A 14,020-nucleotide genomic window follows, 5' to 3' on the forward strand; every position below is an offset into this window, starting at 1 on the left:
CGTGGCGCGGGGCGGCGTGGGACTATGGAGCCATGAGTCATTTCTCCGCGCGACCCGCGCTCTCGACCCGGGGCGGTGTGATGCCCAGGGGCGACGAGGTGGCCTCCTTCGCCAGCTACGCCGAGGCCCAGCACGCCGTCGATTCCCTGTCCGACGACGGCTTCCCCGTGCAGTGCCTCACCATCATCGGCACCGATCTGCGGCAGGTGGAACGGATCACCGGCCGCATGAGCTGGGGGCGGGCGGTGGCCTCCGGGGCCGGCTCGGGGCTGTGGATAGGCCTGTTCTTCGGCGCGATGATGAGTCTGGTGGGCAATGACGCGGCCGGCAGCATGAGCATGGTGACGGCGGTGCTCCTGGGAGTGGTGTGGGGGATCGTGTTCCAGGTCGGCTCCTACGCGCTGACCCGCGGTCGGCGCGATTTCACCTCGGTGAGCCAGGTCGTCGCCTCGCGCTACTCGATCATCGCCTCGGACCGGGCCGCGGAGGCGGCGCAGGCCCTCGCCGATGTGCCCGGCAACCTCTCGCGGGGCGGGGACGCGGCGCGCCGCGCCGAGGAGCGCCGGGTCGCCCGGGAGCAGACGCGCGGCGGCCCCACGGCGTTCGGATCGCGTCCCGATGAGCGTCCGCGTTACGGCGTCCGCGTGCCCGAGGGCGTCGACCCCGCTGACTACTCAGGCTCCTCCGGCCCGGCTGAGCCCGGGGACGACCAGTCCGCGCAGCCGGGCGGGGTGCCGGAGGCGCGCGAGCCGCGCGAGGGCCGTGAGCCGAGTGAGGATCGCGAGCCGAGCCCGCCGCGTGAGCCGGGCCGGCCGCGTGAGCCGGGCCAGCCGCGCCAGGACCGTGAGCCGAGCGAGGACTTCGACCCCTACCTGCGGCCGGCGTCCGATGAGGGCCGGAGGAACGGATCCGGAGACGACCGGGCATGAGCATCCCTGTGGGCCTGTCCAGCGCCTCCCTTATGCCCTCGGGCGTCGAGAATACCTTCGCGCTCGCCTCCGAGCTCGGCTACGACGGCGTCGAGGTCATGGTGTGGTCCGAGCGCGCCACCCAGGACTCCCGGATCCTGTCCGCACTGTCCGAGCGCCACGGGCAGCCGGTTCTGGCCGTGCACGCTCCCACGCTGCTGCTCACCCGCGGGGTCTTCGGCGTCGACCCCTGGGACAAGATCGACCGCTCCATCGAGCTGGCCTTCGCCCTGGGCGCGCCCAACGTCGTTCTTCACCCGCCCTTCTTCTGGCAGACCCGCTACGCGCGCAGCTTCGTCGCCGGGGTGGCCCTGCGGGAGACGACCACCGGCATGCACCTGTGCGTGGAGAACATGTTCACCTGGCGCTCCCGCGATTCCCGCTCGTCGAGGGAGTTCCAGGCATATTCCCCGACCTGGGACCCGGTGGGCCAGGGCTATCACTCGGTCACCCTGGACATCTCCCACGCGGCCACCTCGGGATCGGACGCCCTGGCCATGGCCCGTGCGCTCGGCCCCACCCTGCGCCACCTCCATCTGACCGACGGCGTGCCCGGCTTCCGGGACGACCATCTCCTGCCCGGGCAGGGCGATCAGGACTGCGCCGGAGTCCTGTCGCATCTGGCGGACACCGGCTTCGAGGAGCGCGGCGGCCAGGTCGTCGTCGAGGTCAAGGCCGGCTCCATGAAGGCCGCTGAGCGTCGCGAGGGCCTGGCCAGCGCCCTGGCCTTCGCCCGCGAGCACCTCGAGGGGGAGGGGTGTACCGAGAGCGTCCACGTCCCCGCGCCCACGCGCAGGCGCTACCGCACCAGCTGATGCGTGTCCGCTGCGCCGTCCCGCTTGCTCAGCAGGCGTGCTCGTGCTCCCGGTGCGCGGCGGGCTCGAGCTGGAAGGTGGCGTGCTCGATGGGAATCGGGAAGTGCTCGGCGACGCAGGCCTGCAGTGAGTCCAGGATCCCCTCGGAGTGCCCGTCGCGCAGGCACTCGTCGCGCACGACGACATGGGCGGTCAGGACCGGCAGGTTGGAGGCGACCGTCCAGGCGTGCAGGTCGTGAACCTCCTCGACGTGGTTCACCTCGAGGACGTGGCGGCGCACCTCGGCCAGGTCGAGCGCCTCCGGCGTGAAGTCCATCAGGACGTGTCCGGCTGAGCGCAGCAGGCTCGTCGCCCGCGGGACGATGAGGGCGACGATGATGAGCGAGGCGACGGCGTCGGCCCGGGTCCATCCGGTCAGGGCGACGACGCCCGCGGCCGCGATGACGCCGACCGAGCCGAGCGCGTCGCTGACGACCTCCAGGAAGGCGGCGCGCGCATTGAGGCTGGAGTCGCGGCCGCCGGCCAGAATGAGCATGGAGACGATGTTGGCGACCAGGCCGATCGCGCCCATGACCAGCATGCCGTCGGCCTCGATCTCTCCGGGCGCGACCAGATCGATGACCGCGCGCACGCCGACGACCACCCCGACCACGGCGAGCATGCCCGCCTGAAGGGCGGCGCCGATGACCTCGGCGCGCCGCATGCCCCAGGTCGAGCGGTCCGTGGGCGGACGAGTGGACAGGTGCGCGGCGGCGAGCGCGATGACCAGCCCCATCGTGTCGGTGAGCATGTGGCCGGCGTCGGCGAGCAGGGCCAGGGAGCCGGTGAGCAGGCCGGTGACCACCTCGGCGATCAGGACCGTGGCGACCAGAGCGAGAACGATGGCGAGCCGCCGGGGCGAGGCGCCGGCGGTATGGTCGTGGGCGCCGTGGGCATCGGGGGCGTGCTCGTGGGTGTGCGCGTGGTGATGGCGGGTGTCCGGGGAGTGGCTGTGACTGTCCGTGTGCGAGTGGTCGGCGGTGCTCACTGGTCCTTCTCGATCCTCTCTGCCTTCTCAGTCTTCTCGGGCTTCTCAGACTTCTCGGGCCCGTGGCCCTCATCGGGGGCGATGCCGGCGGTGGTGGCCGTGGCGCGGGCCAGGGCCCCGGCCGCCACCAGGACGGCGGTGAGTTCGTCGGCGTGCTCGAGGACGCTCACGCGGGCGCGGCCGTGGGCGTGGGTGGAGATGAGCCCGGCTCCGCGCAGAATGGCGAGGTGCTGGGAGACCGTGGACTGGGCCAGGCCCAGGTGATCGGCGAGCTCGCCGACGCGGTGCTCGCCGCCGCGCAGGTGGGACAGGATGGCCAGGCGCGTGGGGTCCCCGAGAACGGAGAGAACTGCTGCCAGGGCGGTGGCGTCGTGGACGGCGGAGGTGTCGTCGGTGACATCGGTGGGCAGGAGCTCATGAACTATCGGCACCCACCGATGGTATCGGTGGGTGCCGAAATGTTGTCAAGAGGTGTCAGAAACCGCTCATGACTCGATCAAGCCGCTCACCCAGGCCTCGACATCATCGGGGCGCCGCGGGATCGCCGCGGTCAGGTACTCGGCGCGACCGTCCTCGCGCATGACGACGTCGTCCTCGATCCGCACCCCCATGCCCCGCAGTTCGGCGGGAACCCGCAGATCGTCCGCCCGGAAGTACAACCCCGGCTCGATGGTGAAGATCATTCCCGGGGCGAGCTCGGCGTCCATCGCCATCTCGCGGCGCGCCTGGGCGCAGTCGTGCACGTCCAGGCCCAGGTGGTGGCTCGTGCCGTGCACCATCCAGCGCCGGTGGTACTGACCCTCCGGGCCCAGGGAGTCGGCCGCCGTCACGCCCTCCGGCAGCAGGCCCCACTCCTCCAGGCGGCGCGCGATGACCTCCATGGCGGCGGCGTGCAGGTCCCGAAAGCGGCAGCCGGGCTCGTTCGCGCGGACGAAGGCGGCGTCGGCGGCCTCGAGCACCGCCTCGTAGACACGGCGCTGCGGAGCGGTGAAGCGACCGTCCACCGGAATCGTGCGGGTCACGTCGGCCGTGTAGAGGGAATCGACCTCCACGCCGGCGTCCACCAGCACCAGCTCGCCGGGCCGGACGGGCCCGTCATTGGTGATCCAGTGCAGGGTGTTGGCATGATCCCCGGCCGCCGCGATCGTGTCGTAGCCCAAGCCGTTGCCCTCCTCGCGGGCCTTGGCCCCGAAGGCGCCCTCCAGTACGCGCTCGCCGCGCCAGTGCCCCGTCGCGCGCGGAATGGAGCGGATGAGGTCGTCGAAGCCCGCCTTGGTGGCATCGACCGCCTTCTGCATCTGGTCGATCTCCCAGGCGTCCTTGACCAGGCGCAACTCGCTGGCCGCCTCTGCCAGCGCGTCGTCGGTCTGCTGGGCCGCCTGGCCCTCGGCCAGGCCGACACTGCGACGCACCTGGTTCACCAGTGCGGTGACCGCCGCGTCGGCCTCCGAGATCACGCGCAGCTGGACGCCGCCCGCGCCCGCGTCCTTGGCCAGGGCGTCGCCGAGGACATCAATGTGGGTGCAGCGGATGCCGGTGGCGGCCTCGACCTCCTCAATGGAGGGGCGCACCCCCACCCACAGCTCGCCGTAGCGCGGATCGGCGTAGAACTCCTGGCTCGTGCGGGAGGCGCGCGGCCGGAAGTAGAGCACGGACTCGTGCGTCGGCTCGCCCTCGGCCAGCTGCTGACCCGGCACGGTCAACGGCTCGAGGACCAGGACCGCGTCGGGCTCGAAATCGGTCCCCGTGCCGGCCATGTGGGCGAAGGCCGAATGGGGGCGGAAGCGGTAGTCGCAGTCGTTGTTCCGAGTCACCAGCGTTCCCGCGGGAATGACCAGACGCTCGCCGGGGAAGCGCGCCCCCAGGGCGGCTCGGCGCCCGGCCGCCCAGCCGGCGGCGTCGTCGAGCGGGGGGAGGCCGGAGGGGCGGGGGCCCCAGCCCGAGCCGATGAACTCGCGGAAGGCCCTGTTGGCGGGCTGGCGGGAGCGGTTGTTGACGCGCTGGCTCAGGGGCTGGTCATGAGTCCGGGCCGGTGACTGCGGGGCCGGTGACTGCGGGGCTCCGGCGGTCTCGCCGGTCTCGGCGGAGGAGGGGCGGTTCGTCTCACTCGTGTCGGTCATGCTCGCATCCTCCCACCGGGCGGCGCATCGGGCCGAATGATCTGGTCTCCATGCGGTCTTCATATACGCGTCGGGAGCACAGCCGGCGAGCCTGTCCCAGCACGCCGGCCGTGATCACGGTCTCCGCCAGCGGGTGGAGGTCGGATTCCCGCGCCTCGGCGGCGACCAGCCGGCAGACCTCGGTCAGTTCACGTGCGAGCACAGGGGCGCCGTCGTCGGTCACCGACAGGTCCTCCTCGCCCTCCGGCCCCGTCAGCCGGATGGTGCGCGGCCATTGGCAGTCGTCGAAGGCGAGGACCCGGTGGTCGGAGGCGATGCGGTTGACGTGATCGCCGGCGCCGGCGGGCGAGGTCTTCGAGTGCAGGCACACGACCTGCAGGTCCACGGGCCCGACTGCCCCTGCGCAGGCGCCGCCGAGTCGGTCGTAGTCGAGCACGACGACGCCGTGGGAGTCGGCTCCCGACTCGAGCGTCCTGCCCACGGCGGTGATCCGGCTCGGCGCCCCGAACAGGTGGACCGCCAGTGAGACCGGGTAGACGCCCAGATCCATGAGGCTGCCGCCTCCCAGTGCCGGGTTGAAGGCCGGGGGCAGCTCCCCGGCGCGCAGGCGATCCATGCGGCTGGAGTACTGCTCCTTGACCAGCACCGCGCGGTGCGGACCCGGCCCGTCGCTCAGCAGCGCGGGCAGCGCCCGACGCAGTGCCGCCGTTCCCGGCTCGAAGGCGGTCAGCCAGCCCTCCATGAGGAAGCGGTCGTGGTGTGCGGCGGCCGCGACCATCGCCTCCGCCTGCTCGGCGTCGAGCGCGAAGGGCTTCTCCACCAGGACGTGGAAGCCCGCCTCAAGGGCGGTGATCGTCTGGGAGGCGTGCAGAGAGTTCGGGGAGCCGATGTAGACGACGTCGAAGGGCGAGGCGCCGCCGGGGCGCCCCGCGGCGAGCATCTCCTCCAGCGTCGCGTACGAGGCCCCGATGCCGTGCTCGGCGGCGAAGGCGGCCGCGCTCTCGGGACGGGCCGAGGTCACGGCGACGACCCGGGCCCGCGGTACGGTGCGGACCGCCTGAAGGAACCAGCGGGCGATGAATCCGGCCCCCACGACTCCGAAGCGGATGGCCGGCGGATCCGCCTCGCCGGGGGAATAGGCGGTAGCGGGCTGGGCCGATGAGATGGGCGAGCCGGGCTGGGTGGATGAGACGGGCGAGCCGGGCTGGGCGGATGAGGCTGCGTCGACGGAGCTCATGGCCCTATTCTCGCACCGCTCCCTACACTGACGCTCGTGCGCATCGACCCCCACACCCATTCGGCCTGCTCGGATGGAACCGACACGCCCGCGGAGCTCATGGCCGCCGCCGCCCGGGTAGGACTCGACGTCGTCGGTCTGACCGACCACGACACGACCACCGGCTGGGCCGAGGCGGCGGCCGCCGTGCCCGCCACCGGCGTGACCCTGCTGCGCGGCACGGAGATCTCCTGCGCCGCCGACGGCGTCACCCTCCACCTGCTCGCCTACCTCTTCGACCCCGAGGACGCCGCCCTGCGCGACGCCTTCGCCCGGGCACGGCGCTCGCGCGACGACCGGGCCCGGCGGATGGTCGAGCGCCTCGCGACCGATTACCCGATCACGTGGCAGGACGTCGTCGAGCAGGCTCCGCAGGCGGTCACCATTGGGCGCCCGCACATTGCGGACGCGCTCGTGTCGTCCGGCTGCTTCCCGGATCGCTCCGCCGCCTTCGCCGGCCCACTGGCCACGGACTCGCCCTACTACGTGCGCCACTGGGCGCTGGATCCCGTGAGGGCATGCGAGCTCGTGCGCAGCGCCGGAGGCGCGCCCATCGCGGCGCACCCGCGCGCCGCCCGGCGGCAGCGCCGCCTCGTGCCCGACTCGGTCTTCGCCGCCATGGCCGAGGCCGGACTGGCCGCCCTCGAAGTCGACCACCGCGACCACGACCCCGCCGATCGCCAGGCTGCCCGGACCCTGGCCCACGACCTCGGTCTGGGGATGTCCGGGTCCTCCGATTACCATGGCAGCGGCAAGCCCAACCGCCTGGGGGAGAATCTCATGCCCCTCGAGCTGCTCGACCGTATTGTCGACGAAGGCGCTCTGCCCCTCATCACCGCCTGAACACCGCCTGATCGCCGCCGACCCTCTGGCCGGCGACCCGTTGTCACCCGCCCCTCAACTAGACAGACAGCCCGCACCCATACGCCCATGCTCGACTCGTTCTTCAACCTCAACCTGTTCGCCACCTCCTTCACGACGGTGCTCGTCATCCAGGACCCGCTCGGGGCCATCCCCATCTTCCTGTCGCTGACCAGCCGCCAGAACCATGAGGAGCGCAAGCGCTCAGCCCGCGAGGCCACCCTGGTCTCCCTGGCGGTGATCCTGATCTTCGCGATCTTCGGGCGCTACATCCTGAAGTTCCTGGGCATCTCCGTGCCGGCCCTGCAGACCTCCGGCGGTCTGCTCCTGCTGCTCGTGGCCCTCGAGCTGCTCACCGACAAGGCGGACGAGAGCCCCGACCCGGATGCGGTGACCACCAATGCGGCGCTGGTGCCCCTGGGCACGCCCCTGCTGGCCGGTCCCGGAGCCATTGTCGCGGCCATGGTGGCGGTCGAGTCCGCCGCGAGTCCGGTCGCGGGGTGGACGTCGGTGACGGCGGCCATGATCGCCACTCACGTGGTCATCTGGCTCACCCTGCGCTTCTCCGTGGCGCTCCACCGCTTCCTGGGGGACTCCGCGATCCGCGTTCTGACCCGGATCTTCGGCCTGCTGCTCGCGGCGATCGCGGTGCAGATGATCGCCGACGGCGTGCTGGCCTATATCGCGGCTGTGCTCTAGCGCTCTGCGCTTCGCCCGTTGCGGCCCTCTGCGCGCCGGTAGATTAGGTCATCGAGAGAGACATTTTGGGACGAGATCGACGGCGCCACCGTCGATCTCGTCCCAAAAAGTCGATCTCGTTCGAGAATGTCTCTCTCGTCAGTCCTCAGCGGGCGGGATGGGCTTGCCGCCGCGGGTGCGTTTGCGATTGCGCGGGCGCCGGGGCCTGTCCGACGATGCGGCGTCGCTGCGGTTCTCGCGCCCGCCGCGGCGCTCGCGGCCCGCGTCGGAGGAGCGTGCACTGCGCCTGCCGCGCCCGCCCGAGCGCGCCCCCCGGCCGCGCTCGCGCCCGGAGCGCGAACCCCACGAGCCTTGTGAGCTCCGCGAGCCCCGGGAGCTCCGTGAGCCGCGCTGCTCGCGCCTGCCGGTCTCGCCCAGATCCTCGATCTTCTCCGCGTCCAGCCCGGCCAGGGTGCGCTGGGAGCGTGGCAGGGTGCCGGTGACCTCGCGGGCGATGCGCAGGTCGGAGTAGAGGTGATCGCTGGTGTGGTAGGTCTCCACCGGCTCCTCGACCGGCAGCCCCAGGGCCTTGGCGATCATCCGCCACCGCGGGGTGTCGTCCCAGTCCACGAAGGTGACCGCCGTGCCCGACTGCCCCGCGCGGCCGGTGCGGCCGATGCGGTGGACGTAGATCTTCTCGTCCTCGGGGCACTGGTAGTTGATGACGTGGGTGACGTCGTCGACGTCGATGCCGCGCGCCGCGACGTCGGTGGCCACCAGCACATCGACCTTGCCGTTGCGGAAGGCCCGCAGCGCCTGCTCGCGCGCCCCCTGCCCCAGATCCCCGTGCAGGGCGGCCGTGGCGAAGCCGCGGGCGGCCAGGTCCTCGGCGACTCGCGCGCAGGTGCGCTTGGTGCGCGCGAAGATGATGGTGCGTCCGCGACCGGCGGCCTGAAGGATCCGGGAGACGACCTCGACCTTGTTCAGGGCGTGGGTGCGGTAGACGACCTGCTGGACGGTCGTGACGGTCATGCCCTCGTCGCCGGGGTCCTGAGCGCGGATGTGCGTCGGCTTGCTCATGTAGCGCCGGGCCAGAGCCACGACGGCCCCGGGCATGGTGGCGCTGAACAGCATGGTCTGACGGTCGGTGCGCGTACGGGCCAGGATCTTCTCGACGTCGGGCAGGAATCCCAGGTCCAGCATCTCGTCGGCCTCGTCGAGGACCACCGTGGTCACGTGGGCCAGGTCCAGCACACCGCGGTCCATGAGGTCGATGAGACGACCGGGCGTGCCCACGACGACCTCGGCGCCCTTGGACAGGGCCTCGATCTGCGGCTCGTAGGCGCGCCCGCCGTAGACCTGGACGATGCGCACGGTGCGCTTGGCGGCCGCCATGGTCAGCTCCTCGGCGACCTGCTTGGCCAGCTCGCGCGTCGGCAGGACGATGAGCGCCTGCGGAGAACCCGACGCCGGGTCCTCGTCCCAGCCGTCCTCGCCCGGACCCAGGGTGTCCATGAGCAGGGGCAGGGCGAAGCCGAGCGTCTTGCCGGTGCCGGTCTTGGCCTGGCCGATGATGTCCTGCCCGCCCAGCGCCACGGGCAGAGCCAGCGCCTGGATGGGGAAGGGGTGGGTGATGCCGTGCCCGGCCAGGGCGGCGCAGAGCTCGGGCTCCACCCCGAGGTCGGCGAAGGTCTTCTTGGTCAGATCGGCGGCGTCGCCCTCATCCGTGATGTCGGGGGTCGCCTCGTCCAGGACGGGGGCGTGGGCGCCGGCGGTGTGCAGGATGCCGGAGGCATCGGCGTCATGGGCCTCCTGATGGGCCTCTTCATGGGCCTCCTGGGCATCTTGGACTGCCCGCGCGGCGGGTGCCCCGGGCTCGCCCGAGGCGGTGGTGCTGTCGTCGGTCACGACGCTCCTTCCGGTCGGACCGCGCTCCTCGCGCGCACCGGTGCGGCTGAACCCGCCGGGCGCGCACGAAGTGAATCCGCCGGGCGCTCGCGGGCTCAGGCCCGGCGCGCCGGCGCTTCGCGGTCGCGGTGTGGCAGCCGATCGTGAATCATGTCCCGCTGCAGGCCGGCGGGCCCGCGGGACCAGGGCTGCGAGACGACCGGGCAACCGTGGACCCTGCCAGGCTAGCCCCTCGGGGCGTGACGCGCTGCCGCGAGAGTGAGCCGAGCGCCGTCGTGGTGGGCGAACTCACGCATCGCATCGCCTCAGGATTTCCTCGTGCGCCTCTCGGGAGGCGTTCAGAAGGTTCTCCGGGAGGGAGGGGGGGGGAGGCGCGCCCGTACGCGCCCTCAACGGCTGACGGGCTGCGTCGGTCTGCCCCTGTCTATCCCTGTCTATCCCTGTCTATGGCCGTTCGCCCTCCTCTGCGGCCATCTGCGCCCGCGCCTACGCTTGCCCTCATGAGCGCCTCGAGTCTCTCCCAGCCGTCATCGTCCGACTCTCAGTCCGCCTCTCATGTGCAATCCGTTCTGGGCATGGTCGCCTTCGCCTGCACCATCGCCTGCACGCGCTACGCCAAGGACGCCGACAAGGCGCCTTCCATGGAGCCGCGGGTGGAGCTGCTGCGGATGAGCGCCGAGCGCGTCGCAGCCTTCGACACCGTGAGCGCGCTCGGCGCCGACGCCGGAGTCGATGCCCGCGTCGGCGCCGAGCGCTTCATCGGGTCGCTGGGGGACCTCGATGAGCGCCTGCGACCGTCGGACTGGGCGGAGCGCCTGATCAAGACCTACCTCGCGTTCGGTCTGCTCCTGGACTTCTCCAAGGCGCTGGTCGGGGGACTGGACGAACCGCTGCGCACCGCGGTGCTCGACGTGCTCGAGGCCGACCGCTTCGACGCCGTGACGGCCGCGGAGCTTCTCGATGACATTGCTGCGGACCCCCAGCTCGCCGCCCGGCTCGGCCTGTGGGGGCGGCGGGTCGTGGGGGAGGAGATCGGCACTCTTCAGCGGGTGCTGTCGGTGTATCCCGAGCTCCTGGGCGGCGGAGTCGATGCGGCCGGGCTGCACGAGGTCCTGTCGCAGGGGGCTACCGGGCGCATGCGCGACCTGGGCCTGCGCGCTTGATGGACGTCAGACGTTTGTCGTTCTGCTGTGCGGTGATCCAATTGCATAACCCACGCAAAGAATAGCGCCAATAGTGAATGCTGCGACGGGAAGCCACGATGCTGTGGCAAGGGCGCTTAAATAGTTTGCACGGTACTCACCGGGTGGAATAACTGTCGATGTGCTACCCTCCGTAATGTCAATAGAATTACCTATAAGTCGCAGCCGAAATTCGATGACTGCGCTCATGATAGCCATCCCGATGACGCCGCCGACGATTCGCATTGTGTTGAATATTCCCGAGGCCGCCCCATGCTCTGTAGGAGGAACTCCGCGGAGAGAATATGTCGCCAGTGGTGGCCAAATGAATGCAACCCCAATACCGAAAATTCCGTATCCTATCGTCACGAGTATTGTGCTCCGATCCGGCGCCATGGCCATCTGAAGAATACTAGCACCGATCGCTGCTAGAAAAAATGCCGGAAGCAGGATAGCTGTCGGATGAAACTTGGAGATTGCCTTTCCGACAAAGCGTGCCAAAACAACTGTTGCGGCTGGCATTGATATTGAGGTCAATGCGGCAGTAAGAGCTGACATGCCGATTACTCTCTGAAGGTAATACATGACCGGGATGAGCTGCGCATTAACGGCCAGCGAAGAAAGGATGAGGGCCGCAATAGACAAACTGAAATCCCGACCATTGAACAAAGTTAATGGAACCAGAGGCTCGCTCCGATTTCTCTGCGATCGTATAAAAAGTACTAGAATAACAACCGCCCCGGCAAGCAATGTCCAGAGGGTGGGAGTACTCATTGCTGTCCCCTGCTGTATCGTTAATACAAGCATGGCCAGTCCCACAGTCGAGAGAGCGATCCCGATGACATCGAACTTGTGGTTGTTCCCGGAGAAGCGCGGAATGAAGCGCAAGGCGCAGATGATCGATATGAGACCGATGGGGATGTTCACAAAGAAAATCCAACGCCAATCGAGAAGAGCGACGAACACGCCACCGATAATCGGCCCCAGCAGCGTCGCAGAACCTTGAATTGCGGACCATACCGCCATCGCAGGTCCGCGTGCAGATCCGGTAAATAGCTTGTTCACGACCGCGAGAGTTTGAGGGCCCATCAGCGCAGCACCCAATCCTTCGAGCACACGAGCAGTAATAAGCATCGAAATTCCAGAGGCGAGCCCACAGCATGCTGAAGCAAAAGTGAACACGATAAGTCCACTTACATAAACTATGCGCGGTCCGCACTGGTCGCCCAATCTGCCGGTGAAGAGCATAGGAACAGCATATGCCACCATATATGCTGTACTTGCCCAGATCACGGCATTGAGAGAAGTGTGCAACCCTGCTTGAAGCTGTGGTTGCGCTACACCGACTATGGTTGTATCAAGCATGATCATGAAAAAACCTGCCGATACTGACCACAGCGCCGCCCAGGGCCTACTTTTCTTACCCGAGGATAGATCGTAATTCGAAGTATCGATTTGTTCGTTATCGGGCGTCGGTTTAGCGTGATTCGCCTGCTCTTTATGTGCCATTCTTCTTCCATCCATGATCGAAATCATGTCGCATTATCACAGTCTCGTTTAGAGACCAATAGGCCGATTCGCGCCGACACTATCTAGCTTCAATCAGCTTCTGCCAATTCTGCCTTATAGTTTTACGTGCCAGCTTTCCTCCACCGGACAAGTGTGGCAGTTCTGATACAGTATAAATAAAATCAGGCGTGCGTTTGCTGCCAAGTCGACTTGCAATAAATTCGCGAATACTAGCAGAGCTTAAACACATATCCTCATCAATTAGAGTCAAGATTCCAATTAATGAAGGAACGTCATCCACTGGCGCAACGAAAACTGCAGCTTCGGATATCCCTCCGGATGCTAGTATCTCAGATTCAATTTCTGCGGGATATATCTGTAGTCCGTCAATTATCTCGATATCCTCTAGTCGTCCTAGGACGCTGACCGTGCCATCCTTATTGATGCGAGCAGCATCTCCCATCGCATACCATTCATTAACCTTTCTACGTGGTCTATCATTCCCGTTATTCACGCCCATAGTGATGGAAGGCCCTTTGACTTCTAACTCGCCCGCCACACCGGAGCGGCATGGTCGACCGCTTGAATCTACAACCCGAAGATCGTATCCCGGTACGACCCGGCCGGTGACGCCTGGAGCGTAATCGGATGCTCGGTTAACAACCACCGCATGTCCAATTTCAGTGGATCCGAAAATATTTATCAAACCCTCAGAACCAAAAGTATCACGAAGACGATTCTCCAGCGTTTTTCCCAATACTTCTCCGCCAGTCGCCACGACACGTAATACACGTAGTTCTTCGGCGCGAGGAGAGTTTATAAGTCGCAAGAAAAAGCTAGGAATTGCAGAGAAAAAAGTAACATTGTGTGCAGATATGTAATCAAATACCTCGTCAGCCGTCATGCGGCGACTCAGACCTGTTAGGACAGTTATTGCACCTCGCATAAGAGGAAAAAAGATGAGATTGAAAAGGCCATATGAGAAGTGCAATCCTGATGCCGACATACATACATCAGTTGGTCTAATGCCAATCTCGTCACCAACGCATCTGTTGATGGTCAAGATATCATCATAGGTATGGTAGCAAATTTTAGAAACACCAGTCGTACCTGATGTAAATAAGCCGATAGCTATGTCGTCAGGCCTCACCGATTCTGGTTCATTTTCTGTCGTTCTATCGCCACAGAGAAGATCCTTTACGTGTAAAACTTTTCCTATTCCTTTGTGGTCGCCATTGCCGACCACAGTGAACGCAGGGTCAGCCATCGAAATAGCCTGTAGTACTGCCTGCTCCCCGAGCCAAGGATTAATTGGTATTGCGACAATGCCAGCATGTAGCGCACCAAGAATAATCGAGACAGAGTCTATTCCTTCAGGCAGTAGGATGGTCACGCGTGTTCCTCTGACAAGACCTAAACACCTTAATGAATTACTGATCCTCGCTGTACGCTGCAAAAGCTCGGCGTAAGTAACAGAACTTCCATTCTCCACAAGTGCGATACTGTTCTCGCGATTATGCTCGTGGGTCAGATCTGTTAGGAGCGATAAATAGTTGCTGTTATTGTGCAGTTGTCGATTCATGTTCAGTCACCTTTCTGTAGCTACCTTAATGCAGGGAAAAACCACTTCTATCTCGACAAGTAATTCGTCTCGACATATATCCACATTGATATATT

12 protein-coding genes are annotated in these 14,020 nt (G+C 66.6%); 5 read left to right on the forward strand and 7 right to left on the reverse strand.

The genetic code is table 11. The annotated features are described in order from the left end of the window. Window positions 1–32 precede the first annotated feature (32 nt). Entirely contained in the window at window positions 33–929 is an 897-nt protein-coding gene (locus W5W_RS0106875) for a YflT domain-containing protein (RefSeq protein WP_017194853.1), read from the forward strand. Then, on the forward strand, window positions 926–1,783 hold the full coding sequence (locus W5W_RS0106880; RefSeq protein ID WP_017194854.1) for a sugar phosphate isomerase/epimerase family protein: 858 nt from the start codon (window positions 926–928) through the stop codon (window positions 1,781–1,783). The genes W5W_RS0106875 and W5W_RS0106880 overlap by 4 nt, the downstream gene beginning before the upstream one ends. Window positions 1,784–1,811: 28 nt before the next feature. Here the strand turns inward: W5W_RS0106880 and W5W_RS0106885 are convergent, their stop codons facing one another. From W5W_RS0106885 to W5W_RS0106900, 4 genes are read right to left on the reverse strand one after another with little or no spacing between them, the layout of a single operon-like run. Beyond that, window positions 1,812–2,810, reverse strand: a complete 999-nt coding sequence (locus W5W_RS0106885) for a cation diffusion facilitator family transporter (RefSeq protein ID WP_017194855.1) — start codon at window positions 2,808–2,810, stop codon at window positions 1,812–1,814. After that, window positions 2,807–3,241 (reverse strand): ArsR/SmtB family transcription factor, encoded by a 435-nt coding sequence (locus W5W_RS0106890; RefSeq protein WP_008732115.1) that lies wholly within the window; start codon window positions 3,239–3,241, stop codon window positions 2,807–2,809. The genes W5W_RS0106885 and W5W_RS0106890 overlap by 4 nt, the downstream gene beginning before the upstream one ends. A gap of 54 nt (window positions 3,242–3,295) precedes the next feature. Then, complete coding sequence (locus tag W5W_RS0106895) at window positions 3,296–4,930, reverse strand: aminopeptidase P family protein (protein WP_017194856.1); 1,635 nt, start codon at window positions 4,928–4,930, stop codon at window positions 3,296–3,298. Then, on the reverse strand, window positions 4,914–6,167 hold the full coding sequence (locus W5W_RS0106900) for a Gfo/Idh/MocA family protein (RefSeq protein ID WP_017194857.1): 1,254 nt from the start codon (window positions 6,165–6,167) through the stop codon (window positions 4,914–4,916). The genes W5W_RS0106895 and W5W_RS0106900 overlap by 17 nt, the downstream gene beginning before the upstream one ends. 36 nt (window positions 6,168–6,203) lie before the next feature. Between W5W_RS0106900 and W5W_RS0106905 the strand changes: the two genes are divergently transcribed. Both W5W_RS0106905 and W5W_RS0106910 read left to right on the forward strand, forming a co-directional pair. Continuing rightward, a complete protein-coding gene (locus tag W5W_RS0106905) occupies window positions 6,204–7,049 on the forward strand; it encodes a PHP domain-containing protein (protein ID WP_017194858.1) in 846 nt (281 codons plus the stop codon). 87 nt (window positions 7,050–7,136) lie between these two features. Then, on the forward strand, window positions 7,137–7,766 hold the full coding sequence (locus W5W_RS0106910; RefSeq protein WP_017194859.1) for a MarC family protein: 630 nt from the start codon (window positions 7,137–7,139) through the stop codon (window positions 7,764–7,766). Window positions 7,767–7,904: 138 nt separating this feature from the next. On the opposite strand, the gene W5W_RS0106915 is transcribed toward W5W_RS0106910, so the two are convergent. Further along, window positions 7,905–9,653 (reverse strand): DEAD/DEAH box helicase, encoded by a 1,749-nt coding sequence (locus W5W_RS0106915; RefSeq protein WP_017194860.1) that lies wholly within the window; start codon window positions 9,651–9,653, stop codon window positions 7,905–7,907. A gap of 500 nt (window positions 9,654–10,153) precedes the next feature. Here W5W_RS0106915 and W5W_RS0106920 point away from each other — a divergent pair, with 500 nt between their 5' ends. After that, complete coding sequence (locus W5W_RS0106920) at window positions 10,154–10,816, forward strand: ferritin-like fold-containing protein (RefSeq protein WP_017194861.1); 663 nt, start codon at window positions 10,154–10,156, stop codon at window positions 10,814–10,816. A 6-nt stretch (window positions 10,817–10,822) separates the two neighbouring features. Here W5W_RS0106920 and W5W_RS15665 read toward each other — a convergent pair whose 3' ends face one another. Together W5W_RS15665 and W5W_RS15670 are read right to left on the reverse strand one after the other, a co-directional pair. Further along, complete coding sequence (locus W5W_RS15665) at window positions 10,823–12,370, reverse strand: MFS transporter (protein ID WP_238533274.1); 1,548 nt, start codon at window positions 12,368–12,370, stop codon at window positions 10,823–10,825. Window positions 12,371–12,422: 52 nt separating this feature from the next. Further along, a complete protein-coding gene (locus W5W_RS15670; RefSeq protein WP_081486234.1) occupies window positions 12,423–13,925 on the reverse strand; it encodes a class I adenylate-forming enzyme family protein in 1,503 nt (500 codons plus the stop codon). Window positions 13,926–14,020: the final 95 nt, after the last annotated feature.

This window comes from Actinomyces massiliensis 4401292 (genome assembly GCF_000269805.1).
Lineage (GTDB): Bacteria > Actinomycetota > Actinomycetes > Actinomycetales > Actinomycetaceae > Actinomyces > Actinomyces massiliensis.

Coding starts and splice junctions, on each gene's coding strand:
- W5W_RS0106920 (WP_017194861.1), top strand. CDS start 10,154: ATGAGCGCCTCGAGTCTCTCCCAGCCGTCATCGTCCGACTCTCAGTCC.
- W5W_RS15670 (WP_081486234.1), bottom strand. CDS start 13,925: ATGAATCGACAACTGCACAATAACAGCAACTATTTATCGCTCCTAACA.
- W5W_RS0106900 (WP_017194857.1), bottom strand. CDS start 6,167: ATGAGCTCCGTCGACGCAGCCTCATCCGCCCAGCCCGGCTCGCCCGTC.
- W5W_RS15665 (WP_238533274.1), bottom strand. CDS start 12,370: ATGATTTCGATCATGGATGGAAGAAGAATGGCACATAAAGAGCAGGCG.
- W5W_RS0106875 (WP_017194853.1), top strand. CDS start 33: ATGAGTCATTTCTCCGCGCGACCCGCGCTCTCGACCCGGGGCGGTGTG.
- W5W_RS0106880 (WP_017194854.1), top strand. CDS start 926: ATGAGCATCCCTGTGGGCCTGTCCAGCGCCTCCCTTATGCCCTCGGGC.
- W5W_RS0106910 (WP_017194859.1), top strand. CDS start 7,137: ATGCTCGACTCGTTCTTCAACCTCAACCTGTTCGCCACCTCCTTCACG.
- W5W_RS0106895 (WP_017194856.1), bottom strand. CDS start 4,930: ATGACCGACACGAGTGAGACGAACCGCCCCTCCTCCGCCGAGACCGGC.